This window comes from Streptomyces sp. NPDC127119 (assembly GCF_042677425.1).
GTDB lineage: Bacteria > Actinomycetota > Actinomycetes > Streptomycetales > Streptomycetaceae > Streptomyces.
The window spans coordinates 72987-98943 of the sequence record NZ_JBHXTO010000020.1; the positions used below are offsets into that span (position 1 = coordinate 72987).

At 70.3% G+C, this 25957-nt stretch carries 21 protein-coding genes and 2 pseudogenes; 16 read left to right on the forward strand and 7 right to left on the reverse strand.

All coding sequences use genetic code 11. The features are described 5' to 3' along the window. Positions 1-3: 3 nt before the first annotated feature. From ACFVH5_RS12480 to ACFVH5_RS12495, 4 genes are all read left to right on the forward strand, one after another. Positions 4-1092: a beta-ketoacyl-ACP synthase 3 gene (locus tag ACFVH5_RS12480; protein WP_385833508.1), complete on the forward strand. Its 1089-nt coding sequence runs from the start codon at positions 4-6 to the stop codon at positions 1090-1092. Further along, positions 1089-1334, forward strand: a complete 246-nt coding sequence (locus ACFVH5_RS12485) for an acyl carrier protein (RefSeq protein ID WP_385833509.1) — start codon at positions 1089-1091, stop codon at positions 1332-1334. The genes ACFVH5_RS12480 and ACFVH5_RS12485 overlap by 4 nt, the downstream gene beginning before the upstream one ends. Positions 1335-1389: 55 nt before the next feature. Next, on the forward strand, positions 1390-2607 hold the full coding sequence (locus ACFVH5_RS12490) for an acyl-CoA dehydrogenase family protein (RefSeq protein ID WP_385833511.1): 1218 nt from the start codon (positions 1390-1392) through the stop codon (positions 2605-2607). A 204-nt stretch (positions 2608-2811) separates the two neighbouring features. After that, entirely contained in the window at positions 2812-4194 is a 1383-nt protein-coding gene (locus ACFVH5_RS12495) for a hypothetical protein (protein ID WP_385833512.1), read from the forward strand. A gap of 616 nt (positions 4195-4810) precedes the next feature. On the opposite strand, the gene ACFVH5_RS12500 is transcribed toward ACFVH5_RS12495, so the two are convergent. After that, positions 4811-4966, reverse strand: coding sequence for a hypothetical protein (locus ACFVH5_RS12500; protein ID WP_385833488.1), 156 nt, complete (start codon positions 4964-4966; stop codon positions 4811-4813). 718 nt (positions 4967-5684) lie between these two features. Here ACFVH5_RS12500 and ACFVH5_RS12505 point away from each other — a divergent pair. Then, on the forward strand, positions 5685-6386 hold the full coding sequence (locus ACFVH5_RS12505) for a hypothetical protein (RefSeq protein WP_385833513.1): 702 nt from the start codon (positions 5685-5687) through the stop codon (positions 6384-6386). 86 nt (positions 6387-6472) lie between these two features. Here ACFVH5_RS12505 and ACFVH5_RS12510 read toward each other — a convergent pair whose 3' ends face one another. Together ACFVH5_RS12510 and ACFVH5_RS12515 are read right to left on the reverse strand one after the other, a co-directional pair. Further along, the gene (locus ACFVH5_RS12510; protein ID WP_385833514.1) at positions 6473-7699 is read right to left on the reverse strand and encodes a sensor histidine kinase; all 1227 of its coding nucleotides are present in this window, start codon (positions 7697-7699) and stop codon (positions 6473-6475) included. Then, the gene (locus tag ACFVH5_RS12515; RefSeq protein ID WP_385833515.1) at positions 7690-8352 is read right to left on the reverse strand and encodes a response regulator transcription factor; all 663 of its coding nucleotides are present in this window, start codon (positions 8350-8352) and stop codon (positions 7690-7692) included. Before ACFVH5_RS12515 ends, ACFVH5_RS12510 begins: the two co-directional genes overlap by 10 nt. A 201-nt stretch (positions 8353-8553) precedes the next feature. Here ACFVH5_RS12515 and ACFVH5_RS12520 point away from each other — a divergent pair, with 201 nt between their 5' ends. The 3 genes from ACFVH5_RS12520 (at position 8554) to ACFVH5_RS12530 (ending at position 12047) form a co-directional block, all read left to right on the forward strand. Further along, entirely contained in the window at positions 8554-9858 is a 1305-nt protein-coding gene (locus ACFVH5_RS12520; RefSeq protein WP_385833516.1) for an ABC transporter permease, read from the forward strand. Positions 9859-10004: 146 nt separating this feature from the next. Further along, positions 10005-11327 (forward strand): FtsX-like permease family protein, encoded by a 1323-nt coding sequence (locus ACFVH5_RS12525; RefSeq protein ID WP_385833517.1) that lies wholly within the window; start codon positions 10005-10007, stop codon positions 11325-11327. A 6-nt stretch (positions 11328-11333) separates the two neighbouring features. After that, on the forward strand, positions 11334-12047 hold the full coding sequence (locus ACFVH5_RS12530; RefSeq protein ID WP_385833518.1) for an ABC transporter ATP-binding protein: 714 nt from the start codon (positions 11334-11336) through the stop codon (positions 12045-12047). An 80-nt stretch (positions 12048-12127) separates the two neighbouring features. Here ACFVH5_RS12530 and ACFVH5_RS12535 read toward each other — a convergent pair whose 3' ends face one another. Further along, positions 12128-13093, reverse strand: a complete 966-nt coding sequence (locus tag ACFVH5_RS12535) for an Lrp/AsnC family transcriptional regulator (RefSeq protein WP_385833519.1) — start codon at positions 13091-13093, stop codon at positions 12128-12130. An 85-nt stretch (positions 13094-13178) separates the two neighbouring features. On the opposite strand from ACFVH5_RS12535, the gene ACFVH5_RS12540 reads away from it, so the two are divergent. Further along, positions 13179-14597, forward strand: coding sequence for an MFS transporter (locus ACFVH5_RS12540; RefSeq protein WP_385833521.1), 1419 nt, complete (start codon positions 13179-13181; stop codon positions 14595-14597). Positions 14598-14800: 203 nt separating this feature from the next. On the opposite strand, the gene ACFVH5_RS12545 is transcribed toward ACFVH5_RS12540, so the two are convergent. The 3 genes from ACFVH5_RS12545 to ACFVH5_RS12555 are packed head-to-tail and all read right to left on the reverse strand — an operon-like array spanning position 14801 to position 17831. Beyond that, complete coding sequence (locus ACFVH5_RS12545; RefSeq protein WP_385833522.1) at positions 14801-15454, reverse strand: DAK2 domain-containing protein; 654 nt, start codon at positions 15452-15454, stop codon at positions 14801-14803. Next, positions 15451-16476 (reverse strand): dihydroxyacetone kinase subunit DhaK, encoded by a 1026-nt coding sequence (locus ACFVH5_RS12550; RefSeq protein ID WP_385833523.1) that lies wholly within the window; start codon positions 16474-16476, stop codon positions 15451-15453. The genes ACFVH5_RS12545 and ACFVH5_RS12550 overlap by 4 nt, the downstream gene beginning before the upstream one ends. After that, the gene (locus ACFVH5_RS12555) at positions 16473-17831 is read right to left on the reverse strand and encodes an MFS transporter (RefSeq protein ID WP_384800789.1); all 1359 of its coding nucleotides are present in this window, start codon (positions 17829-17831) and stop codon (positions 16473-16475) included. The genes ACFVH5_RS12550 and ACFVH5_RS12555 overlap by 4 nt, the downstream gene beginning before the upstream one ends. Positions 17832-18018: 187 nt before the next feature. On the opposite strand from ACFVH5_RS12555, the gene ACFVH5_RS12560 reads away from it, so the two are divergent. The 7 genes and pseudogenes from ACFVH5_RS12560 to ACFVH5_RS12590 form a co-directional block, all read left to right on the forward strand. Continuing rightward, positions 18019-18906 (forward strand): dihydrodipicolinate synthase family protein, encoded by an 888-nt coding sequence (locus ACFVH5_RS12560; RefSeq protein ID WP_384800786.1) that lies wholly within the window; start codon positions 18019-18021, stop codon positions 18904-18906. A gap of 60 nt (positions 18907-18966) precedes the next feature. Continuing rightward, positions 18967-19665 carry a GntR family transcriptional regulator gene (locus ACFVH5_RS12565; protein ID WP_385833524.1) on the forward strand — a complete coding sequence of 233 codons (699 nt, stop codon included), beginning with the start codon at positions 18967-18969 and terminating at the stop codon, positions 19663-19665. Positions 19666-20441: 776 nt separating this feature from the next. After that, positions 20442-20549 (forward strand): annotated as a pseudogene (locus tag ACFVH5_RS12570) (hypothetical protein); the annotation flags it as partial. Between the two features lie 468 nt (positions 20550-21017). Then, positions 21018-21680: pseudogene (locus ACFVH5_RS12575) on the forward strand (response regulator); the annotation flags it as partial. 364 nt (positions 21681-22044) lie between these two features. Continuing rightward, positions 22045-23175 (forward strand): serine hydrolase domain-containing protein, encoded by a 1131-nt coding sequence (locus ACFVH5_RS12580; protein WP_385833525.1) that lies wholly within the window; start codon positions 22045-22047, stop codon positions 23173-23175. Positions 23176-23652: 477 nt separating this feature from the next. Then, positions 23653-24498 carry a hypothetical protein gene (locus tag ACFVH5_RS12585; RefSeq protein WP_385833526.1) on the forward strand — a complete coding sequence of 282 codons (846 nt, stop codon included), beginning with the start codon at positions 23653-23655 and terminating at the stop codon, positions 24496-24498. Positions 24499-24612: 114 nt separating this feature from the next. After that, the coding region (locus ACFVH5_RS12590) for a bifunctional serine/threonine-protein kinase/ABC transporter substrate-binding protein (RefSeq protein ID WP_385833528.1) at positions 24613-25957 on the forward strand (1345 nt) is incomplete at its 3' end.

Consider the following 25957-nt stretch of genomic DNA (forward strand, 5'->3'; position numbering starts at 1 on the left):
GTCATGCGGACCCCCGCCGCCGTCCTGTGTGGTCTGGGTACCAGCCTTCCCGAACACTCCGTCTCCAACAGCCGCCTCATAGCGCAGAACCACCTCGACTCCGACGACCGATGGATCCTGGAGCGTACGGGCATCGCCGCCCGGCGCCTCGCCGACTCCCGTACCAGTACCGGCGATCTGGCCCGGGCGGCGGGACGTGCCGCGCTGGAGTCGGCCGCGGAACTGGCCGGGGCTCCCCTCCGGCCCGACATCGTCCTGCTCGCCACCACCACGCCCGACCACCGCTGCCCGGCGACGGCCCCGGAGGTCGCCCACGGTCTCGGCCTGGACGGCGTACCGGCGCTGGACGTGTCCGCCGCGTGCGCGGGCTTCGTCTACGCGACAGCCTGCGCACAGGCGCTCATCACCGCCGGACTCTACGAACGCCCCCTGGTCATCGGCGCCGAGACCTACAGCACCACCCTGATCGACCCCCACGACCGCGACACCGCGATCCTCTTCGGCGACGGGGCCGGAGCAGTACTCATCCGCACCGGAACACCCGACGAACCCGGTGCGCTGATCGCCCAGGACCTGGGCAGCGACGGCGGCCACGCCGGGCTCATCCAGGTCCCGGCGGGCGGCTCGCGCCGGCCCCTGGGCACCCCGGACACCGGACCGCACGAGCACTGCTTCCGGATGAACGGCCGCGCGGTGTACGCCCACGCGGTCCGCCGCATGACCGACTCGGCACTCAACGTGCTGAAGAGCACGGGCTGGAGCCCGGACGACGTCGAGGCGTTCATCAGCCATCAGGCCAACCAGCGCATCATCGACGCCGTCGGCGAACGCCTCGGCGTTCCGCCCGCCAGGAGGCACGGCAATCTGCGAGAGCTGGGCAACACCGCGGCCGCGTCGATTCCGCTGGCACTCGCCGACACGGCGACCCGGCAACTCGTCGAACCCGGCGCACGCACCCTGATCACCGGCTTCGGCGGCGGGCTCGCCTGGGGTGCTCACACGTTGAGGTTCCCCGAAGCCCGCCCGCGTTCGCGCCCCCCGCACGCCTCCCTGCCGCACACCGACACCGACACCGAGAAGGCAATCCGATGACCTCAACCCGCTACGAGCATCTGTCCCATCGGCTCGTCCAGAAGTTCCACGTCGATCCCGCCGGGATCCACCCGGCCGCGACCATCTCCGACCTGGAGCTGGACTCGCTTGCCGTCGTCGAGCTGACGATGACCCTCCAGGACGACTGGGGCATCAGTCTCGACGACGCCGCGACTCCTCCCGGGACGACCCTGTCCCAGCTCCTGACCATCGCCGACGGGGCGCCTCCGCTCAACCCGTGACCGCCACACGGCGGATGACGGACCCGGCAGCACCCCCACCGACGGGAAATCGACCGTGACCCTCTTATCGAACAACCACCTGGACCGCCGGACCGAGGAACAGACTGACCTCGGGATCCAACTGGCCTTCGGAACGACGAGCCGCCCCGTCACGGACTTCAGGAAGCGCGTGCGCACGCTCCTCGAAGACCGTATATCGCCGCTGCTCCCGTCCTGCGAACGGGAAAGGCGCTTCCCCCGTGAGGCGGTGGCGGCCCTCGGCGCCACCGGACTGTTCCATGAACGGTGGTCCGGTGGCCCCCACGGCGATCTCGGACGGTCCGTCATCCTGTCGGAGGAATTGGGACGGGCCGGACTCGGCGGCATCGGCATCGGGGTGGGCCTCCATCTTGAAGCCGCGACATCCCTCCTGCGCGGCTTCGGCAGCACCCCGTACGCCGAGGAGGTGCTCGGCCTGGCACTGGCCGGCGAGAGCGTGTGCTGCGTCGCGACGTCCGAGCAGTACGTCGGATCGGATCTGTCCGCGGTCGAGACGGCGCTCACCAGGGAGGGCGACCACTGGCGCGTCCGCGGCGACAAGTGGTTCGTCTCGCCCGGTGCCGCCGCGGACTTCGCACTGGTGCTGTGCCGCGGCAGCGGCGGTCCGGCGATCGTGCTCGTACCCCGCACCGGCCTGACCCCCACGCGACGGTGGAGGACCACCGGCATGCGGAGCCTGGAAACCGTCCGTCTCCACGTCGACGCCCGCGTCACCGACGACGCGGTACTGGTCCGGCCCGGGGCGGGGCTGGCAGCGGTGGGCCAAGGGCTGATGTACGAGCGGCTCGCCCTGGCGGCCCAGATACTCGGCGCGATGGACCTCGCGTCGGTCCTGGCCGTCACGCATCTGAAGCGCAGGAAGCAGTTCGGCTCCCCCCTCTACCGGCATCAGGCCTTGCGGCTGCGCCTCGCGGACCTCAACGCCCAGATTCTCCTCGCGCGTCGCGGCATGTACGCCACGGTCGCGGAAGTCTCCGCCGGGGGCAGGGTGTCGATGTCCGAGGCTGCTGCTCTGAAGGTGACCATCGCGCGCCTCGGTGAGCGGGTGGCGAGCGAGTGCGCGCACGTCTTCGGAGGGCGCGGCTACGTCGAGGACCAGAATCCCCTGGAGCGCCTGTGGCGGGATTCCAAGGCGGGCCGCCTCGGTGGCGGGAGTGACGAGATGATGTGGGAACTGGTAGCGGCCGGCTTCCGTCCGGATCACAAGCTCTACGACAGCTGGGTCAAGAGCTGAACGCCACCCACAGTTCGGGCCGCCATGTCCTGATTAGGCGCTTTCGGGCTGATGGCATATGCGGGACCATGGAAAGTGGAAGACAGGAGATACCCCTGTCAGACGCCTGCCGACAGATCCTCGGAAGCGTCCTCCACGACCGTTGCGCGCACCGGTGAAACGCCGGACGTCGCAACCTGCGCAGCATGCCCAGGAGACCCGGAAGTGGCACGTCACCACCCCAACCGCGAACTCGCTCTCCTGCTCGACGAGGCTGAGTGGAATCCGGCGGAACTGGCGCGGGCGATCAACGAGCTGGGCAGAGCACAGGGGTTGAGCCTGCGCTACGACCGCACGTCGGTCGCCCACTGGCTGACCGGCTCCCGACCCCGGCCACCCGTCCCCGACCTCGTCGCCGCGGCCCTCGGCCGCCGCACCGAACGTCTGGTCACCGCCGCGGAGACCGGCCTCGCCCTCCCAGGGCAGGCCGACGACGACCTGCCGCTTCCTCCCGATGCCGAAACACGCGATGCCGTGGGCAGGATGACCCTCCTGGCCCGCACCGACGCCGACCCCACCCACCGGGCGCGGCTCACCGGGGCCGTGTACAGCCTGCACGCCACGGACTCGCTCACCTGGGGCGCTGAACGGCCCGCTCCGGCAAAGCCGCGTGCATCGGTCAGTCGTGTGTCCCCCGAAGACCTGCAGGCCCTGCGGGACATGTGCCAGGTGTTCGCGGACATCGCCGAACGTCACGGCGGCGCGCACGCCCGTTCCGCCCTGGCTTCCTACCTCACCGATGACGTCGGCCGCCTGCTGACACTCCCCGCGGAACTCTCCCTGCGGCGGCGGCTGTTCACCGATGCCGCTCAACTCACGCACATAATGGCCCGTATGACCATGGACGCCGGCTATCCGAGCCTGGCGCAGAGCTATTTCACCATCTCTCTCGACCTCGCCTCGGAGGCGGACGACCGTCGCGTGTACGCCATCACCCTGCGCGCCATGAGTCTCCAAGCGCTTCGGCTGGGATTCCCCGAGAAGGCATCACAACTGGCCGGCGCCGCGCTCGACGCCGGTCCCACCGACGAACCGTCCACCCGCGCTTTCCTGCTGAGCCAGCGAGCCGTCACCCACGCCCACGCGCGCGACCGCCGCCGAGCGGTCGCCGACCTCACGGCCGCGGAGAACCAGCACGAGCGCGCGACGCAGCGGGCCGGGCCCTTCGGCTCATATCCCCGGGCCGGCCTCGACTACCAGCGCGGCCAGGCCCTGCTCGCCCTCGGGGACTTCGAACGCGCCGCGCAATCCCTCGCCTCCTCCGCCGCGGCCCGCGACAGCGATCAGCGCAGATCCGGAGCCCTGACGCACGCGCGGCTCGCCGCGACGCTGCTGTCTCTTGGGCGGCTGGAGGAATCATGCGTCCATTGGAACGTCTTCCTCGACCACTACCCGAGTCTGCGCCTCGTCCCCGCGGACGACGCGCTCGTACACCTGCGCAGGTCCTTGTACAGGTACCGCAGAGAGCCCCACGCCGCAGCGGTTCTGCATCACGCGCGGTCCGTCACTCGCGGGGGTCCGGCTCGCCCCCGTAGCCGGCGTACCTGACCTCCTCGCGGATGTCCCCGTCGTGGACGGGTCGGGAGCCGACGTCTACGGGAGCCGGGCCGCCGGTGGCTTCTGTGTCCGGCACCGATGGCTCCGTCCCCGCGCTCCCGGGGACGGTCTCCGAAGGGCTCTGCGGGGGTCTCGGGGGACTGAACGCGAATGGATCATTCATGCGGCATGTCTAGCGCGTCAGTCGCGGTACTCCTCATTCGCCACTGGCTCCGGCCGGCGAATACACTCGGAGAACTGACTCATATGTACTCCGTCCGCGACAACACCACTCGAAAAGCACGCCGCTTCGACAACGCCGTGGACATGGTGTGCTCCGCCCTCACCGACTGCGAGCCGATGCCCGCCGTACTCGGCTTCTGGTCACGGCATGCGGATCAGACTGGACCAGGCGACTGTGACCACGCGGCACTTCGACTGCATCTGGTTCGCGCCTGCGTCGGCGTGGTCCACGCCGACGACGCCTCCGCTGACGGCCGGGCCGCTGATCATGCAACGCCCGCTCGCATGCGCCTTGCCGGCTGAGCCCATCTGGCCCCTGCCGGCAAGGCAGCGCAGGCAGCAGGGACGCCGCCCGTCGGCAGCGATCTGGTGAAACGCCCTGGGCCTAGAAGAAGTGCTTGCGTCCACCGACCGCGCGGCCGGTCGCACCCAGGACCCACAGAACGACGCCCACCAGAATGAGGATGCCGCCGAGGGTCGTGAGCAGCCCCATGCCGACAAGCAGGCCGATGAGCAGCAGAATAAGCCCAAGAATGATCATTTCAAGTTCCTGTCGTCAGGTCACACTCAGACGCATACGCGAATGAGCTTCACAACGGCCCAAAGTCCGCCCGACCGGTAGGTCCCTGGCCCCGGATTACACCAGGACCTCCGTTCGACAGACCGAGTGCCCGGCAACACGAAATCCACGCACCGACGCAAAAATTCGCCAGGAAGCGGCTGCCCAACCGGACCGACCGATCCCTGCGGCCTCCACTGCCGGTACATGCGTGGACATCGACGCAGGGTCCCCGCCGGGGTGGGGCTGACAGCGTCAGGACGCCGCTCATGAAGGTCTCCCTCGGACCACCCCCGCGAGCCCAGGGTGGTTCGGACAATCCACTGGCCAGGGGCGTTCCACACGAGCAGGATTCTCCTATGAACCAGCCCGGCACCGTCGCTTGGCAGTACGTGGTGCGTTCCCTCTTCCCGGAAGACCTGCCGATGGCTGCGGCCTGGCTGCTGGTTGCCGGCTACGACTCTCCTTCCCTGCGTGACCTGGCTGGGCGCTCTCGGCGTGGGGACACAGCAGAAATCGACCGTCTCTTCCTGAACACCATGGACGAGCTCCAAATCCAAGTCCCCGACGACGAGACCGCCGAACGCTGCCTCCTACATCACACCGCCACACAACTGTCCGTCAACGCCGTCCACCGTCACTCGCGTTGCGTCAAGACGCTTCCGTTGTCGCATGCCGGTGAATTCGGTAAATTGAACAGATGTCTGACTCGATGGTCATGCGGTACTCGGGGTGGACCTTCGCTTTCGACGGCCGGTCGTTGACCATCACCCGGCGTGGGATGCCCTGGCGCCGCAAACGGGTCGAACACCTGCCGCTCTCCCGGCTCCGTGCCTGCTATCTCCGCACGTCGGAGAGCCACGACATCGAAAGTCTCAGTTTCTCTCTGGTGTACGACACCGACACGGTGCTGATCGGCATCAACCGGCAGTACTACGACGGCGACGCCTACTGGTTCGCCAAGTACCTCAGCGAGGCGATCTGCGAGCGGCTGCGCCGCGTCTTCATCAACACCATTGGACTCGGTCCGCATCCTGAGGCGGAGCTTCTCCAGGCGGTTCGGCCGGCGCTGCACCTCCATCCGCACAGCTTCAGCATGGGCGACGTGCCTTATCGGCTGGCCGCGTTGCGCTGGGAGGACCCCGTGACGTCGAGCCGCCAGAGGCCCAATCCGACCCGGCCCTCGGACCTGCTGACCAACCACGACAGCGCGTTGGACCCCAGCCCACCGAACTTCGAGAGCTGGTGGACCTTCGTCGAGCACATCCGCGCCGGCTACGAGCCGACGGACGACCCGGGCTGGGAGGAAGTCATCCAGGATCTACGGCGAGGCCCGCAGATGATGACCCAGAGCAACTGGCAGCAGTACAACCGATCAGGAACCCGCAAGCTGGGCGCTTAGCAGTCCGGACCCATCGCGGATGGGGCCACACACCTGACGAAGAACCCACTCGGCGATAGAGAGCAACGCCTGCCCGTGATGCCCTCTCAGGGGAAGCGCAGGGTGAGTGTGAGTCCGTTCTCCGGGCCGGGGCGTGCTGTCAGGGAAGCGTGGTGGGCCTGGGCGATGGAGGCCGCGATGGAGAGTCCCAGGCCGTGGCCGGTGGTCGCGGTGCGGTCTGCGTCAAGGCGGCGGAAGGGTTCGAAGAGGTCGGGGATGCGGTCTGCGGGGATGCGGGGTCCGCTGTTGGTCACTGTCACGGCGGAGGCGTCGAGTCGTACGAGGACGTGGCCTTCGGGGTGGTTGTACTGGATGGCGTTGCGGATGAGGTTCGTCAGCAGGTGCCGGAGCAGGACGGGGTCGCCGGGAACAACCGCGGGGACGCCGGCGCGGAGGTCGACGCGGATGCCGTCCCGCGCTGCCTGAGGGGCCAGTTCAGCTGTCGCGAGCCGGGCGGTGGTCGCGAGGTCCACTGGTTCGGTCTTCTCCAGGCCGCGGTCGCTGCGGGCCAGCAGCAGGAGTGCGTCGATGAGCTGTTCCGCTTCCCGGTTGGCGGTGAGCAGGTCCTCGCGGACGCCGGTCAGGTCGTCGGGCAGGGGGTCGGCGAGGCCGACCTGCAGGGTGGCGCGCTGGACGGCGAGGGGTGTCTTGAGTTCGTGGGAGGCGTTCGCGACGAAACGGCGCTGACTCTCGAAGGACCGCTCAAGCCGGTCGAGCATGGTGTCGAAAGTGTCGGCGAGGCGGTGGAGTTCGTCGTCGGGGCCGGTGAGTGCGAGGCGCTGGTGCAGGTTCTGCTCGCTGATGCGGCGGGCGGCCTCGGTCATGGAGGTGACGGGGCGCAGGGCGCGCCCGGCGAGCCACCGGCCCAGGAGTCCGGCGAGGAGCGCCATGGCCAGCAGGCCGGTGGCGGACCAGAGCACCATCTGGCGCAGGGCGGTGTCCTGGACAGCCTGAACGGTCTGGTCGATCTTCTGGATCAGGGCGACGTCGCTCGGGGGTTCGGGGAGGTACTCCGGCCGGGTGGGGAGCATGGGTCCGACGGACTGTGTGCGGCCGAACGGCGTGCTGGTGCCGGACGGTGTCGCGCGGGCGGTCTTGGCGTCGCCGTACGTGACAGCGATTCCCTGGGCCTGCTGGGCTGTTCCGTAGCGTGCGAGCAGCACCACGAAGGCGAGGAGGAGGATGCCGGCGAGGAGGAAGAGTCCGGAGAAGGCCAGGGCCAGGCGGGTGCGGAAGGGCAGCCTGGTCAGCAGAGCCCGGGGGTTCAGTCGCACAGCCGGTATCCCTCGCCCTTGTCGGTGCGAATCAGTCCGGGGTCGCCGAGTTTGCCGCGCAGGCGGCTGATGGTGGTGCGGACCACGCTGGTGCGGGTGTCGAGGTGTTCGTCCCAGACGGTGCGGACGATGTCGTCGTGGGTCACCGGCGCTCCTCCGGCCCGCATCAACAGGCGCAGGACCGCGGTCTCTTTGAGGGAGAGCTCCAGTGGGTTTCCGTCCACGGATGCTTCGCGGCGCGTCTCGTCGAGGGTGAGGCTGCCGAAGTGCAGCAGGACGGGGGCCGGTTTGGGGATGCGGCGGCTCAATGCCCTGATACGGGCGACGAGTTCGGCGAAGTCGAAGGGCTTGGCGAGATAGTCGTCGGCGCCGAGTTCGGTGAGGCCGTAGATCCTGTCGGTGAGCCCGCCCGCCGCGGTGAGCATCAGGATGCGGGGCGGATCGGTGAGTTCGCGCAGCCGTCTGCAGACCTCGTCGCCGCTCATGACGGGCAGGTCGCGGTCGAGGACCAGTACGTCGTAGGCGGTGAGCAGACACATCCGCTCGGCCTCGTCGCCCGTCGCGGCGATGTCCACGGCCATGGCCTGACGGCGGAGACCGGTGGCGACGGTGCGGGCGAGGACGCGGTGATCTTCGGCTACCAGAACTCTCATGGCACCAGGAAACCAACATCGTGATTGCAGGCGGATAAAGGCGCGGAAGGACGGGCTCCGGGCTGGGGGCCGACCGGCTTCCTCACGGCCGGTGCGCGGGGCGTCCGGTGCGCGGGGCGAGTCCTTATGCCGCCTTGCGAGTCCTTATACCGCCGTAACACGCTTATCTGCCTGCAAACAGCGGGCTGCTTCTGTCTGGGCATGAACTTCGTCAAACGCGCCGGGATGAGCCTGGGTGCCAGAAGGTCCAGGACGGCCGCCCTGCTCGCGATCTTCCTGGTCGTCTGCACCCTGCTCCTGGGCGGTTTCCTGCTGGAGGCCGCCGCGGCCCGGCAGGAAGCCGACGCGCAGCGCGCCATCGGCGTCGACGTGACAGTCAGGAAGGAAGGTCTCACCCTCGCCCAAGCCGACCGGCTCGGCGCGCTGGGCCCCGTGCACCGCTACAACACGGAGGTTCCCGTGCGGGCCGACGCGCGGGCCTTCACGCCACTGGCGTCGAGGGTCCCGAAGCCGCGCGGCACCTCGACCAAGGACGATGACAATGGCGACGGCGATGCTGATTCCGATGCCGACAGGGGCGCGCTGTCCGTACACGGCGTACGGGATACAGCCATGCTGCTGCCCTTCTCGTACGGATCGACAAAGATCACAGCAGGCCGCAACATCACCCCCGGCGACGCGGGCCGCAGTGTCGCGGTGATCGAGCAGCGCCTTGCCGACGAGAACCATCTGAAGTTGGGCGACACCCTCCGGGTACGGTCCGCGGACGACGAGCGCACCGCGGCCGTGACGGTCGTCGGTGTCTTCCAGGACCCGGCGCAGGACCCGGCGACATGGGCGCCTGCGCACCGACTGCCCGGCAACACGCTGTACGTCCCGGTGGACACCGCGCAAAAGCTCGGTGGTGGCGCCGCGACGGTCAGCGAGGCGGTCCTCAGGATCGGCTCGCCGGACCAGGCCCGCCAGTTGCACGCCGCGGCGGAGGAGTTGCTGGGCGGGGACGGCCTCGAGTTCCGCGTCAACGACAAGGCGTACAGGGACCAGGTCCGGCCCATCCAGCGGGTGGGCGCCTTCGCGGGGCTGATCGTCTGGGTGATCGCGCTGGCCGGAGCGCTGATCCTCGGCCTCGTCGTGATGCTGCAGATCCGCGAGCGGCGCTTTGAGCTCGGGGTGCTGCTCGCGATGGGCGAGAAGAAGTGGAAGCTCATCGGCCAGCACGCCGTGGAGGTGGCGGCCGTGGCGCTGCCCGCCGTCGCGCTCGCCGCTCTGGCCGGTTCGCTGGGCGGGCAGAGCACCGGTGAGGCGTTGCTCGGTCACCAGAGCCGACCGGCGTCGGCGGGGCGCGTACCGGAGGCCGGGACCGCTCCGCCCAGGGTGCGGGTCGAGCCGGCCGATGTCGGCAGGGTCGCCGGCATCGCGCTGGGGATCTCCCTGGTCTCCACCGTCGTCCCGGGCATCGGGATCCTGCGTCTGCACCCCCGCTCCGTCCTCACCGACCCCGCATGACCGACGCCCTCCTCCCTCGCCACTCCCTTCCCCTGACACCCCCTCCCCCGGCATCCAACCGCCCGCACGGACCGAGAAAGCCGATCCCCATGAACTTCGTCAAACGCGCAGGGCTCAGTCTTTGGGCCCGCAGGAGTCGCACCCTGATGACCCTCGTCACCTTCCTCGCCATCTCCGTCATGGTGCTGGCCGGTGTCCTCATCGACGACGCGACGGCCCGGGCCGAAGAGGCCGCCAAACGCTCGGTCGGCGCCGAGGTCACTCTCGACGTGGACATGAGCCAACTGGCCGACACAGGACAGCTCCAGGCTCCGCGCATCGACGCCGCGACCGTCGACAAGATCGGCGCCCTGGCCGAGGTGCAGAGATACACCTACACGATCTGGGACCGTGCCCTCCTCACGGGCAGCAACAAACTGGTCGACGGCGGACCCAAGGACCCCATGGGCCTCGGCGGAACCATGGCTATAGGTGTCCTGGACTCGTCACTGCTGCCCGATTTCCGCAGCGGCAGGTCCACCCTCCTGTCCGGTGAGCACATCACCGCAGCCGACCAGGACGACAAGCCACTCCTGATCGAGGAGCGCCTGGCCCGACAGAACGGCCTCAGGACCGGCGACAAGATCACGCTCACCGGCAACGACGAGAAGACCACGGGCGAGTTCACCGTGGGCGGCATCTACCGCGACCCGCGCCCCACCACCGAAGCCGACGCCGAGTACGGCATCAGCCCGGCCAACATGATCTACGGATCGGTGGGCGGCCTCTCCGCGCTCGACCCCGAAGAGGACGGCCCGCAGAAGGTCGGCAAGGCCACGTTCCTCCTCCGGGACGCGGACCTGCAGGGCTCGTTCAAGAGCGGGGCGAAGCGGATCGCGGGCTCGGCACTGACCGGCTTCAAGCTCGACACCAACGACAAGGCCGTCCAGCAGATGACCGGGCCGCTGGGGAGCATCCGCTCCACGGCCACCCTCGCCATGTGGCTGATGGGCCTCGCGGGCGCCGCCGTACTCGTCCTCCTGGTCAACCTGGCCGTCAAACAGCGCCGCACGGAGTACGGCGTCCTGCTGGCGATGGGCGAGAAGAAGAACAAGCTCATCGCCCAACAGGCCCTGGAAATCGTCGCCGTCGCCGCGCTGGCCGTGGGCCTCAGCGCCCTGTTCACCCCCGCACTGACCCAGAGCGCCGGCCAGGCGCTGCTCGGCAGGGAAGCCTCCGCCGCCGAGCGCACACTCGACTCCTGGCAGCCTCCGGCCCCCGGCAGCACCGGAATCGACCAGGGCATCGACCCCGGCGACCGGCCCGTGGAGAACGCCGACCCCATCGACGAGATCACCGTCGCGCTCGGCCCGGCGGACCTCGCCGAGGTCGGCGGCGTCGGCCTCGCCATCGGCCTCCTCGCCACCGCCGTCCCGGCCGCGTCCGTCCTGCGGCTGAGCCCCCGCACCATCCTCACGAAGGGCAAGTGACCCGCCATGACCACGCCCCCCGCCGCCACGGCTCCGCCCCTCCTGCGCCTGGCAGGCGTCAGCCACACCTACGTGGGCCAGCGCCGCAGGACCACCGTCTTGAAGGACGTCGACCACACCTTCGAACGAGGCACCTTCTACACCGTCCTGGGCCCCTCCGGCAGCGGCAAGACCACCCTGCTCTCCCTCGCCAGCGGCCTCGACACCCCCACCAAGGGCACCATCAGCTTCAACGGGCAGAACCTCACCGACCTCGGTCTCGGCCGCTACCGCAACAAGCACGCCGCCACGGTCTTCCAGCAGTACAACCTCCTGACCTACATGACCGCCCTCCAGAACGTCACGACCGCCATGGAGATCACCGGCACGAAACCCGTCACCGGAACCCGCAAGGCCCGCGCCCTGCGGCTCCTGGAGGACATCGGCCTCGACAGGACGACGGCCACCCGCAACGTCCTGCGCCTCTCCGGCGGCCAGCAGCAGCGCGTCGCCATCGCCCGCGCTCTCGCCTGCGACGTCGACATCCTCTTCGCCGACGAACCCACCGGGAACCTCGACGAGGACACCGCCCAGGGCATCATCGGCACCTTTCGCGACCTCGCCCACGAGCAGGGCACCTGTGTCGTCGTCGTGACCCACTCCCAGCAACTGGCGTCCCAGTCCGACCGCGTCCTCAGCCTCCGCAAGGGCAAGCTCACGGAGCAGGTCAACAGCCGGTGAACTCCCGCGCCCAAGCGGCACTTTCAGCCGCTGCCGGTCCTCTGCCGTCGGTGTGCCTTGCGTTCAGTGACGACGCAAGGTCAGCTCACCGAGCCGAGCTGCTTGACGTTGTGCAGCAGCGGCTCCGACTCGATCCGCTCCACGCCGTCCAGCGGGCCCAGCTTCCCGGTCAGGTACCGGTAGAGCTCCGGCATGTCCCGGCAGACGACGGTGGCCTGTACGTTCGTCGGGCCGGTGGTGGCCGCCGCGAAGACGACCTCCTCGTGCTCGCGAAGTGCCGCGCCGACAGCCGCCAGCCGGGACGGGGTCACCGTCAGCCAGAGCAGGACGGGGGCGCGGAACCCGTACAGCTCCACGTCGACCTCCACGTCGGTGTAGAGCGCCCCGGACTCGAACAGTTCCTGCACCCGGCGCCGGGTGGTCGACTCCGGCCACCCGGCGGCGGTCGCCAGCTCCGCGTAGCTGAGCCGCCCGTCCCGGGCGAGCGCGTCCAGCAGGGGCGCGTCCGCGGGGGTGAGGCGCGCCGCCGGCCGGTCGCTGTCCTGCGGCGGCCGGGCCGGGGTCAGCGCGGTGATCTGTTCGGCGGTCAGTGCGTCGTCGTGCAGGTCCGGGCCGACCGCCCCGCCGACGAACTGGTGGATGACGCAGTGCGCGCTGACCGAGGTCACCCGTGGGGTCCGGGGCAGCTTCTGCAGCAGCAGGGTCTCCCGGTCGGCCGAGGCGGGCACCCGCGCGAGGCAGGCGACCTGGGTACCGCCGGAGGTGATCGACACCCAGCCGGTGTCCGGGCGGCGGGCCAGTGCGCCGGCGATCCGCGGCGCCGACTCCGGGGCGGTGCGCAGGCGGATCAGCCAGGTTTCGTAGCCCAGCCGGATGGGGTTGGGTACGCTGACCACCCGCATGCCCGCTTCGGCGTGCAGCCGGCGGTAGCGCCGGGCGACGGTCTGGTCGGAGACGCCGAGCACCGTTCCGATCTCCCGGTACCCGGCCCGGCCGTTGATCCGCAGCGCGTGCGTCACCTGCCGGTCGAGCTCATCGATTTCCACCACGTCAGCCTAGCGATTGTCGAGATCCGCAGGAATGGCGAAGAAGGCTGGGGAAAGCGGTGCGGTGAGCAGCATTCTGCGGTGCATGCGTAAATGGTCTCCACTGATCGCCGTCTGTCTCGGCACCTTCCTGCTGCTCGTGGACGTCCTCATCGTCGTCGTCGCCCTCCCGGCGATCTCCGACGACTTCCGGACGGACTACACCGACCTCCAGTGGGTCATCGACGGGTACGCCCTGTCCCTGGCCGCCCTGGTGCTCGGCGCCGGCTCGCTCGCCGACCGGTTCGGCCGCCGCCGTATCTACCTGATCGGCATCGGCGTCTTCGCCCTCTCCTCGCTGCTGTGCGCGCTCGCCCCGAACGAACAGGCCCTGATCGCCGCCCGGATCCTCCAGGGCATCGGCGGCGCGGCCATGTTCGCGTGCACCGCCGCCCTGCTCAACTTCACCTACCAGGGCCACGACCGGGGCGTCGCGTTCGGCATCTGGGGCGCGGTCAACGGCGCCGCCGCCGCGGCAGGCCCGCTCGCCGGCGGCCTGCTGACCGAACACCTCGGCTGGCGCTGGGTGTTCCTCGTCAACCTGCCGGTCTGCCTGGTCGCGGTCCGGTTCACGATCCGCGGGGTGAGCGAGTCCCGGGCGCCGCGCGGCGGCCGTCTCGACCTGCCCGGCACGATCAGCTTCACCGTGGCGGCGGCTGCCGTGACGTACGGCCTGATCCGCGCCGGTGAAGCAGGCTGGACCGACGGCGTGGCGCTGGCCGCGTTCGCCGCCGGCCTGGCAGCCCTGGCCCTGTTCCTGGTCGCCGAAGCACGCTCGGACCACCCGATGCTCGATCTGGCCCTGTTCCGCCGGGCGCCGTTCACCGTACTGATCGTCGCCGCGTTCCTCACCCAGGCCGCCGCCTTCGGCTACCTGCCGTTCAGCACCGTCTGGCTGCAGCAGGTGCTGGGCAACGGCCCCGTCGACGCCGGCCTGTACGGCGCCCTCCCGATGGCCGCCGCCTCGCTGGTCGTCGGCGCGGGCGCCGGCCGGGTCCTGCAGAGGATCGCCCCGCGCTGGACCGTCGGCATCGGCCTGCTCCTGATAGCCGCCGGCAACCTGCTCCAGGCCAGGATCGGCGTGGACAGCACCGGCGCGGTCCTGGTCCCCGGACTGATCGTGGCCGGACTGGGCGTGGGCAGCGTACTGCCCACGAACGCCTCGGCACTGCTGGCCGAGGTGCCACGCGAGCGCAGCGGGATGGCCGGCGGGGCACTCAACACGTTCCGCCAGCTCGGACTCGCACTCGGCGTGGCGGTCTTCGGGACCGTCTTCACCGACCGGGTCGCCGACGGGCACGGCACACCGGCCGCATTCGCCGACGGGCTCAACGCAACCCTGCGCATCGCCTCCGCAGCCGCCCTGGCCGCCGGAATCCTGGTGCTCGTCCTGCTCCGCAGGCGTCCCGCCGCGCCGGTCGCATCACCGGACCTGGAGGAGGTACAACCATCGGCTCGTCGATAGGGCTGCTCCGGCAGGGTGGCTTCAGGACGGAGAGCTCGGCATGTGCCTGCGTTTCCTGCACTCATGCCTCGCTCAGCCTTTCTTCGCGAGGCGTGAGGGCGCGGGCCCGCCTTTGATTCCTCACCCCTGCGAAAGTCGCCTGTCGGGCCGGATCCCGTGCCCGTCGACGGACCACAAGCCCTGAGGGGGACGGGGTGGGGTTGTCACCCGCCGTCGCGTGCCCGCCCCAGCAACTCCTCCAGGGTGTCCACCCCCGCGTCGGGTTCGGCCACCCCGGCCAGCGACCAGAAGAGCAGGGCAACGCCGATGGCTCCGGGGTCGGGGGCTCCGAGGGCTCGGTCGCCCACGTAGGCGGCGCGGCCCCGGCGGGCCCTGATGCCGGCGGTGGCCTGCGCGCCGAAGAGGGCGGCACGGGCTGTGCCGGCGAAGTCCTCCCCCGCGGTCAGGGCGTCCCGGGCCGGGACCAGCGCGTCGACCATGGTGCGGTCCCCCGGCTCCGCCTCGCCCACGCGCTGGATCGCGGCAAGGCCCTCGGTGACGCCCGTACGCCACCCCTCGCGGGCGTCTTCAGAGAGGGCCAGGGCACGGGCGATCTCCTGGAAGAGCAGGCCGATCAGGGGGCCGCTGGTGCCGCCGACCTCGTCGAGGAAGACCGAGGCGGCGACCGCGAAGGCGGCGTCGTCGGGGCGTTCGCCGAGCGCGGTCTCCACCCGGTCGAGCCCTTCACGGAGGTTGTCCCCGAAGTCGCCGTCCCCGGAGAGCTGGTCGAGTGCGGTCAGCGTGTCGTGCGCGGTGCGCGCGGTCTGCGCGTAGGCGCGCAGGACGACGCGGTGGTCGAGGCGGTGGTCGGGGGTCATCGTGTGGGCTCCGTACCGGCGAGGGGCTGGGTGACGGGGAAGGCCGGGGTCCGGGCGGGCGCGTGCCACCAGTCGAGCCAGCGCTCCCCGGGCGTGGTGAGGGTGAGGGAGAAACCGCTCATGTCCAGGGCGGGGACGAACGTGCCGACGAGTTGTCCGGCGACGCGCACACCATGGGCGTCCAGGAAGTGGCGTACCCGGTCGTGGACGGCGTACAGCTCCAGCAGGGTGGTCGCGCCGAGGCCGCCCACGAGGAGGAGGACGTCCTCGGAGCGCCGGGGCAGGCCGTCGAGCGCCTGCCGTGCCATGCGGTCGACGAGTTCCTCCAGCGGTGGACGGGTCACGGTCCACGCGGCGCGCTCGCCGTGGATGCCCACTCCGTACTCCAGCTCGTCGTCGCCGAGTTCGAAGGCGCGCCCGCCCCGGGCGGGCGAGGTGTGGGCGCGGGAGGCGACGGCCACACTGCGCGAGGCGGCGGCGATCTCGGCGCCGAGGTCCGCGAGTTCGTCGAGGCCGAGTCCGGTGTCCGCGGCCCCGCCGAGGAGTTTCTCGACGATGACGGTGGCCCCCGTACCGCGTCGGCCCGTCGCCGTGGTCTCGTCCTCGGTGGCGAGGTCGTCGTCGACCAGGACGCGGCGCACCCGGATGCCGTCGGCGCGCAGGCGCTCGGCGGCGATGCCGAAGTTGATGCGGTCCCCCGTGTAGTTCTTCACGATGTGCAGGACGCCGTCCTCGCCCGCGACGGCCCGTGAGGCCTCGTAGACCTGACGGTTGTGCGGTGAGGCGAAGACCCGGCCGGGGACGGAGGCGTCGAGCATGCCGCGGCCGACGAAGCCGGTGTGCAGGGGTTCGTGCCCGGAGCCGCCGCCGGAGAGGAGTCCGACGCGGCGCCGGGGGTCGCGGTCGTGGGCGGTGACGTAGAGCGGGTCCTGGTGGAGGTCAAGCAGGTCGGGGTGGGCCAGGGCGAGACCGCGCAGTGCGGCCTCCACGGGTGCCGTGTCGGGGAGGAAGAGGCGGTTCACGGGGTCGCGGTCCTTTCGGGGACGGGCGTCGGCAGCGGAGCCGGGGTGCCGGATTCGGCCTCCCCCGCACCGAGCCGGGTGGTGGCGAGCGCGGACAGGACCGCCACGCCGACGCAGTAGAGGATCAGCCAGCCCCAGTGGCCTCCCGCGGTGGCCAGCAGGGCCGTTCCGATGAGCGGGGACAGGCCGCCGCCGAGGGTGGCGCCGAACTGCTGGGTGACGGAGAGCCCGGTGTAGCGGACGTTGACGGGATACAGGTTGGAGAACAGCGCCCCCTGCGCGCCGTACATCGCCGCGTGGCCCACGCCGAGGCCGAGGGTCATGCCGAGGACGTACGCCCAGAACTGGCCGGTCTCGATGAGCAGGAAGAACGGCACGGCGAGAACGGCCTGGAAGAGGGCGCCGGCGATGTACACCTTGCGGCGGCCGATGCGGTCCGAGAGCGCCCCGAACAGGGGCAGGGTGCAGCATTCGACGGCGCACGCGACCAGGACGGCGAGCAGTACGGGCGTCTTGTCGCGGTCGAGTTCGGTGGTGACGTAGGTGATGGCCACCACGTAGTAGATGTTGAACAGACCGCTCTCCGCGATCTTGGCGAGGATCGAGAAGACGACGGTGGCCGGGCGCCTGGTGAGCACTTCCCGTACGGGCAGGCTCTGCACCTCGCGGTCGGCGCGCATCTTGACGAACTCGGGACTCTCGGTGATGTGGAAGCGCATCCACATGCCGACGCCGACGAGCAGGATGCTGGCGAGGAACGGCAGTCGCCAGGCCCAGTCGTCGTAGGCCCCGCCGGGCAGCGCCGCGTCCAGGGCGGTGACGAGTCCGACGGGGATCAGCACTCCCGCCGGGGTGCCGATGTGCACGAGGGAGGTGAAGAACCCCTGTCGGGTCCTGGGGCTGTATTCCAGTGCCATGAGGACGCCGCCGCCGTATTCGCCGCCCATGCCGAGGCCCTGGACGAGGCGGATGACGACGAGCAGGATCGGGGCGGCGATGCCGATGCTGTCGTAGGAGGGCAGCAGTCCGATGGCGAAGGTCCCCAGGCCCATCATCAGCATGGTGATGATCAGTACGTTCTTGCGGCCGAGGCGGTCGCCGAAGTGGCCGAAGAGGATGCCGCCGAGCGGACGGGCCGCGTAGCCGACGAAGTAGGTGGCGAAGGCGGCGAGCGTACCCACCAGGGGTGAGGCGTCGGGGAAGAAGATCTTGTCGAAGACCAGGGCCGCGGTCGTCGCGTAGAGGGTGAAGTCGTAGTACTCGACGGTGGTGCCCAGGGCGCTGGCGGTGACGACCTTGCGCAGGGACGACCTGGAGGCCGGCGCGGCGGCAGGTGCCGTGGCTGGTGTGGACATGCTCGCTCCATTGCGATGGCGGCTCGAATGCGATGGCGACTCGAAGACGCGGTCGGTGCCGTCCTCATCATGCGTGCGGGTCGGCGGTGACCGGAAACTGCGGTTCCGGTTTCAAGGGCCCGTGCTAGCATCTGATGCATCAGACATTACATCCGCATCCTGAGCGCGGCAATACGCAGGAGGACACGTGAAGGACATCCAGCTCGGCGGGATGATTTCCACCGTCGTCACACCGTTCGACGAGAACGACGAGGTCGACCTGGATCTGCTGCGCGGCGAGGTGAAGTACCTCCTCGGCCAGGGCGTCACCGCCATCTGCGCCTGCGGCAGCACCGGTGAGGGACAGACCCTCTCCCTGGAGGAGAGCGCGGCGATCTGCGCCACCGTCGTCGACGAGGTCGCCGGCCGGGTGCCGGTGATCGGCGGCGTCATCCAGAACTCGACCGCCCAGGCCAAGCGCTACTCGCTCGCCCTCAAGGACGTCGGCGTCGACGCCCTCCAGGTGACGCCCGTGCACTACGTCTTCTCGCCCTCGCCCGAGGAGACCGTGGCGCACTACCGGGAGATCGGCGAGGCGACCGACCTGCCCATCGTCCTGTACAACGTGGTGCCCTGGGCCCTGGTCCCCGTCGACACCATCGAGCTGCTGCGCGACGTTCCTCAGGTCGTGGCGATCAAGCAGTCCGGCGGCGACATGCACCTGCTCGCCGACCTGCTGCACCGCATGCGCGAGCGGTTCGTCATCCTCGCCGCACTCGACGACCTGCACTACCCGGCGTTCGTCATGGGCGCCCACGGCGCGCTCGCCGCGATCCCCACCGTCACCCCCGCGCTGAGCGTCGAACTCTGGGACGCGGTCCAGAACGGTGACCACGCGAAGGCCCTGAGCCTGCACGAACGCATCCTCACCGTGTGGCGGGCCATCGACGCGCCCAACCTCCCCGCGACACTGAAGGCGGCGCTCGAACTCCAGGGCCGCTCGCCCGGACTTCCCCGTCGCCCCTTCCAGCCGGCCACCGAATCCGACCGCGCCCGCATCCGCGCCGCGCTCCGAACGGCTAATCTGATCGATTAGATGTCACGTCCCACATCCTCGTGGGCGACCGTCGCACCAGACCCGACCAGAGGGGCGATCATGGCCACCACACCGGTCCGCAACCGTCGCGGACCCCAGCCCCTCGTCGTCGAGTCGATCTCCGAGCAGCTGTACTCGATCCTCTGCGCCCGCATCACCTCCGGCGAGTACGCCCCCGGTTCACGCCTCGACCCGGGGGCCATCGCCACCGAGTTCGGCGTGTCGCGCACACCCGTACGCGACACACTGGTCCGCCTCGAACACGACAGGCTCGTCGAGACACGTCCCCGCTCGGGTACGTTCGTGACCCGGCCGAGCCGTCAGGACGTGCACGAGGTCTGCCAGTTGCGCAAAGGGCTTGAGTGGCTCGCCACCGGTGTCGCCGCGGCGGCCATGCCGCTGAAACAGATCGCCGACCTCCGCGAGGAGGCCGTGGCCGCCCTCACGGCCGCCGAACGCGGCGACTACGAACCGTTCTTCGCCAGCGACACCCGCATCCACGGCGAGATCATCGCCAGCACCGGCAACAGCAGGCTCATCTCCGCCCGTGATTCGGTCGAACCCTTCGTGTACTGGCTGCGGGTCCTCGGCGCGACCGGCCCGCACCGCCTCGCCGGCTCCACCAAACGGCACCTGGAGATCCTGGACGCCATGGCGGCACGCAATGTGCCGGCCGCCCAGGAGGCCGCCGCAGTCCATCTCGCCGAGGTCGAGGAATGGACCCTGGCCGACATGGCCTCCCACAGCATCGTCACCTGACCCCTGAGCGCAGCTGAATCCCCCATCACGCGCAGCCGCGGCGTTCGGCGCCCCTCCCCGGCGGCGCACGACCCGTTGCGCGGCTGCCGTGCCGACGGCTCAACTGCCCAGCGGGAAGTAGCTCTTTGGATTGACGAAGGCCGGTGCGTGAGCTCCTAGGGTCGACCGGATGGGAATCGTTGACGGTAGGTGGCCGGGGTGCGACGGCGATGTAGGGCTGGTCGTACTGACACTTGTTCCGCCGCTGCTGTCGCAGCCGTACGCGGACCCGTCCGGGCCCGTCGTGGGTGGCACTGACCGCGTACGAAGCGGTGGCCGCCGTGGTCCTGGTGGTGCGACGGCGGCTGCCGGCCACTGCCCTCGTCGTGGGCTCCGGGGCGCTCGTGGCGGCGCTGGTCGCGGGCGCGGCACAGGGGGCGCGGCTGTCCCCGCTGGCCTTCCTGCCGCTCGCCGTGCTGCTCTACAACCTGGGCAGCCGCTGCACACGTTGGGCGCGAGCCGTGCCGGCGGCGGCCGGCAGCGCCACGTTGTTCGCGGCCGGCATCTGGGTGAACCGGGCGACGGCCGCCTCCCCCGAGTCCAGGGGCGGCGTGGACGTCCTCTCCGTGCTCGCTCCGATGCCGCTGGCCTGGGCGATGGGGTTCGCCGCGCGGACCCGGCAGACACTGCTCGCCGCGGCCGAACAGCGGGCGGCCGACGCGAGCCGGGCACGGGCCATGGAGGCCGAGAATGCCGCACGGCGGGAGCGGGAGCGAATCGCGCGCGAGATGCACGACATGGTCGCGCATTCGCTCACTCTTCTGGTCAGGCACGCGGAGATCCTGCGTTCCCACGGCGACGAGCTGCCCGGCTGGGCCCGTCCCCGGGTCGACGCCCTGGCCGCGGCCGGCCGACAGAGCAGCGGCGATCTGCGAGGCCTGCTGCGGATGCTGCGTGATCCCGCGGACGCGACCGTTCCGCAGCCGGCGCCCGGGTTCGGCGAGCTGGACGCCCTGCTGGACAGTCACCGTGCCGCGGGTGGAACCGTCGAGGTGTGCAAGGCGGACACACTGGAGTCGTTACCGGGGCCGGTACAACTGGCCGCATACCGCGTCCTGCAGGAAGCACTGGTCAACGCCCGTCGGCACGCGCCCGGCGCGCCGGTCCGGCTGTCCCTCGACCAGGAACCGACGCACCCGCGGTGCGAAGTCGTGAACGGCCGCATGCCGATCCGGCCACGGCCGGTGCGGGCGTCGGCCACGGCCGGATCGGCATGCGCGAACAAGTCGGAGCCCTGGGCGGCGAGTTCACCGCGGGGCCGACCGGCGACGGCGGCTTCCGCGTCCTGGCCACAATGCCGCTGGAGGACCTCGGTGGCTGAGCGGATCAGTGTGCTCGTGGCGGACGACGAGCCGGTCATCCGCGCCGGCCTGAGCGCGATCCTGGACAGTCAGGCGGACCTCACGGTGGTCGGCACCGCGGGCGACGGCGAGGAAGCCGTCGAAGCGTGCGCACGGCTCCGGCCGGACGTGCTGCTGATGGACATCAACATGCCGCGCCGCAACGGACTGTGGGCGCTCACCGAGCTGGGCCGCCGGAGACTGGTCGGTCCCGGCCGCTGCCGTGTCCTCATGGTGACGACGTTCGACCTGGACGAGTTCGTCGACGACGCGCTCGCCGCGGGGGCGTCGGGATTCCTGCTCAAGAACAGTTCGTACGAGGAACCGGCCGGGGCCGTCCGGGCCGCGGCGGCGGGCCACAGCGCGCTGAGCCCCCTGGTGACCCGCCGGATCATCGAGGGCCACCTCAACGGCCGGCAGCGGCCCAGCGGCCAGGAACTGGCCCGGCTGGAACACCTCACCGAGCGGGAACGCGACGTCCTGGGACTGATCGGGGAAGGACTGAGCAACGCCGAGATCGCCGAGCGCCTCGTCGTGAGCCTGCACACGGTGAAGACCCACGTCAGCCAGGTGCTCACGAAGGCGGGCTGCAGAAGCCGCGCGCAGGCGGCGGTCCTGGCCAGGAACGCGTTGTCGTCTCCCGCGACAGCCGCGCCATGGAGCGATGTGCCGGTCCTGCGCCGCTGGCTGAATGGTCCTTGTGCGCAGGGCCCGGCCGGCAGACGGCCGGACAGGGTGAACACCCCGGGCTCCCGGCGCACGAGGCAAACGTCAACCGGCAACCGGCAACCGGCATCCGTCATCCGTCGAAGGAATTCCCATGCCCGCTCAAGCGTCCTGCCATCGCCCTTCTCGCCGCCCCAGTGTCCTGCGCAGGACACTGGCCGTGGGGCTGGCGACGTGCACCGGCGCCTTATTCATGAGCTACTCGCAGCCATCGGCGGAGGCCGCACGTCTCTCGGACGGAGCCGCACACCTCTCGGGCGTGAAGGGTGAGGGGATGGTGGACGCGTCGGCCGACAGGACTCTGGGCGGCCTCGCGCAGAAGGCTGCGGACACCGGCTCTCTGGCCGTGATCGTCAGCGTCGGCACCGACCGGGGGAAAGCGCTGGGGACGGCCCGGCAGGCCGCCTGGACGAAGGCCGACCACCGCCTCGCCCCCGGCGACCGGTTCAGGGCCGGTTCCCACACGAAGACACTCACCGCCACCCTCGTCCTGCAACAGGTCGCCGAGCACCGCATCGGTCTCGACGACACGGTGGACAAGTGGCTGCCCGGAGCGGTCAGGGGCGGCGAGGACATCACCGTACGGATGCTGCTCAACCACACCAGCGGCCTGGGCGACTTCTTCCTCACGCCGCAGTTCCTGGGTTCCCTGACGGGCCAGGAGGAGCGGACCTGGACTCCGCGGGAACTCCTCGCGATCACCCCCGACCAGGACCCGCCGACCGCACCCGGTGAGAAATACTCCTACAGCAACACCAACTACGAAGCCCTCGGGCTGATATTGGAGAAGGCTACCGGTCGGAGTCTGGCCCGGCTGATAGAGCAGCGGATCACCAAGCCGCTGGGTATGAAGGACTCGTACCTGGCCACGAACGCGGACTGGACGTCGGACAGCCACGTGACGGGCTACGAGCCGGACGCCGAGCGCCTCAAGGCCATCCTGGCCGGGGTCGTGGACCTGCCCGACGGTGTCGGCTTCGCCGGTCCCGAGCGTCCCGGTGACGACGTCGACACGTCCGCCATCGACCCGAGTTGGTCACGGGCGGCGGGCGGCATGGTCTCCACCGCACAGGACTGGCAGCGCTTCCTCACCGCACTGATGTCCGGCGATCTGCTGCCCCCGGCCCAGCTGAAGGAGATGCGCACCACGGTCGACGCCCCCGAGGAAGGCGGACGCTACGGGCTCGGTCTGATGCGGATCAACACTGCCTGCGGCACCGTCTGGGGCCACACGGGCGGCCTGCCCGGCTACTCCAGCGAGATCTACACCGACACGAGCGGCCGGCGCAGCGTGGCCGTCCTGACGAGCACCAACTTCGGCATCAAGGAGGAACAGGCGGCCGCCGCGAACAAGAACCTCACCCAGGCCGCCATCTGCCTCATGCTGGGCAAACCGCAGCCGTAGCCTCCGCCTGGAGGATTGTGACTTCCCGGCGCCGGTCCCCGCTTCATCAACTCGCGTCCACAGCCAGCCCGGTGGCCCGGTAGCAGGATCGCAGTGGCTCGCCGACCGGGCCCCGCAGCCGCCGTGGCCGACGGTGTTCAGCGAGAGGATGCGGTGCATGACGTGGGCTACGACACCTCCGGACGTACGCAGTCCACATGCGCTGTTTTCCAGCCAGGATCAAGTCGGGCATGGCCCCTGGCCGCAGGAACACCTTCAGGCACCGGGCGATACTGCGGCGCATGAGTGCGGCACCTGGGCCGACTTGGGTATATCTCACACCCGGATCTGAGTATCCGACCCGGGACGCGGCGGCGATCCTGTGCCTAATATCGCCACGCACCGGGAAGATCGGGCGTGGTTTGCACGAGCCCCGAGGCGTAAAACGACCGGGGGTAAACCATGGCAAATATTCACGAAGCATGTCGAACTGTCGGGATGGGGACGGTCGTTGCGTTGGCTGTCGCCGCCCTTGCCGCCTGCGGCGGGGACGGTTCCGCTTCGGAGAAAACGGACAGGGACGGTAAGGGCTCGGCAAGTACCGGCGCCGGGAAGCCGGTCAAGAGCAGCCCGTCAAGAGGCCCGAGCCCGGACGCGGATGCGAGCGGCGCGCCGAGCACCGGCTTCACGGCGGACCCGCAACAGAGCGACGACGCCTACGACTTCACGCCCGACCCCAAAAAGGTCCCGAAGAACACCGCGCAGGCGCGCAAGCTGACCCGGAACGCCTCACTGACACCGGCTGACTGGACGCCCGGCATGGTGAAGCACGACCCGTACGAGACGGCGGGTACCTGGCCGGTTCTCGCTGATTCCTGCGTCTGGTCGCGCGGCGGCCTGCCGCAGCATGTCCTGGACAGCTACATCCGCCGGATCGACGTACCGGCGAAGGACGGCAAGGGCCGTGTGCAGGGTTCGGTGACGGTGACGGTCCACCGGACGGCCGAGGACGCCGACCGGGAGATGAAGGACACGGTCCAGCAGAGCTTCCGCTGCCCGGGGCAGGACCTTGGCGGCGGACAGCGGCTGGACGGCCTGATGTCGATGCACCTGGACCAGAAGGACATCAAGAACGCGGACGCCACCCTGTTCGAGGCGGGCAAGTACACCGGAGCCGGTTCGGGCGGGAAACGGGAGTACGTGTGGACGAAGTCCCGTATCGGACCGGTGACGACGGCCGTCTCGGTCAAGGGGGCCCAGGGGTACGAGACCACGGACCTCATCCGGCTGGCGGCCGAGGCGGGCGCCAAGCTCCTCTACCGGGTCGAGACGGAGCTGAAGTGACCGTTCCCGGCGGACAGCCGGCGCCCGGTGAGGCCGGCCACCGCCATGAACCGCTCTCCCACCGGCCGACCGCCGACAGATGACCACGCTCAGATCTCCAGGACGTCACCGCTGATGGAACCACTCCACTCCTCCGATCCGGCCCACATCGCCGGCTACCGCATCCTCGGCCGGCTCGGCGTCGGCGGAATGGGCGTGGTCCTGCTGGGCCGCTCCCAGGGCGGCGCGCTCGTCGCGATCAAGCTGATCCGGGCCGAGTACGCCGACGACGCCGCCTTCCGTACCCGTTTCCGCCGCGAGGTGTCGATCGCCCGGCAGGTCCGCAACCGCTGGGCGGTGCCGGTGGTGGACGCTGACGCGGAAGCGGCGGCGCCCTGGCTGGCGACCGAGTTCGTGCCCGGCCCCGCGCTGAGCGACGCGGTCGGAGCCGGGCCGCCGCTCCCGGAGCACAGCGTGCGGGCCCTCGGCGCGATGCTCGCCGAGGCACTGGAGGCGGTACACGCGGCGGGGATGGTGCACCGGGACGTCAAGCCGGGCAACGTCCTGCTCGCTCTGGACGGGCCCCGCCTGATCGACTTCGGTATCGCCCGCGCCCTGGACGACACCGTCCTCACCGCAACGGGCACGGTCGTCGGTTCCCCCGGCTTCCTCTCCCCCGAGCAGGCCCAGGGCCGCCGGATCGGCCCGCCCAGCGACATCTTCTCGCTGGGCTGTGTCCTGGCCTACGCGGCGACCGGCCGCCGCCCGTTCGGCAGCGGCCCGGTCGACGCGATGCTGTTCCGTACGGTCTACGACCCGCCGGACCTGGACGGCGTACCCCCGGCTCTGCTGCCCGTCGTCCAGGCATGCGTGTCCAAGGACGCGGAGTCCCGCCCGACGGCCGCGCAGATCCGGACGCGGTGGACGCAGGACGCGCCCGGGCAGAGCTGGCTGCCCGCGCCGGTGACCCATCTGATCGCGTCGCGTTCCACGCAGATGCTGAACCTGCCGGACATCGAGTCGACGCAGTTCGTCACGCCCCGGGACGACGCGGACACCCGTCCCGCACACTCCGAAGCCCCCGCACCCGGCCGGCGCCGCTTCCTGACCTACCTGGCCGCGGGCGGCGCGGTCCTCGCAGCGGGCGGGGCGACGACAGCATGGCTCACCGGAGCGGGGAACGACGGCGAAAACGGTTCGGACGGTGACAGAGGCACCGGTTCGGGCGGCAACGGCGGCGGGGCGAAGACCCGCCCGGTGCTGGGGATCGGCGTCCAAGCGGACCTGAGCGGCACGCAGAGCATCCGGGGCAAGGCACAACAACAGGGAGCTCAGCTGGCGGTCGAGGCGCACAACGCCCGTCCGGACGCCCCCTTCACCCTGAAGCTGACCACGGTCGACGACCGGGGTGACGAAGCGCGCGCATTGACCGCCGCCCGCCGGTTCACGGAGGACGCCTCGGTGGTCGCCGTCCTGTGTC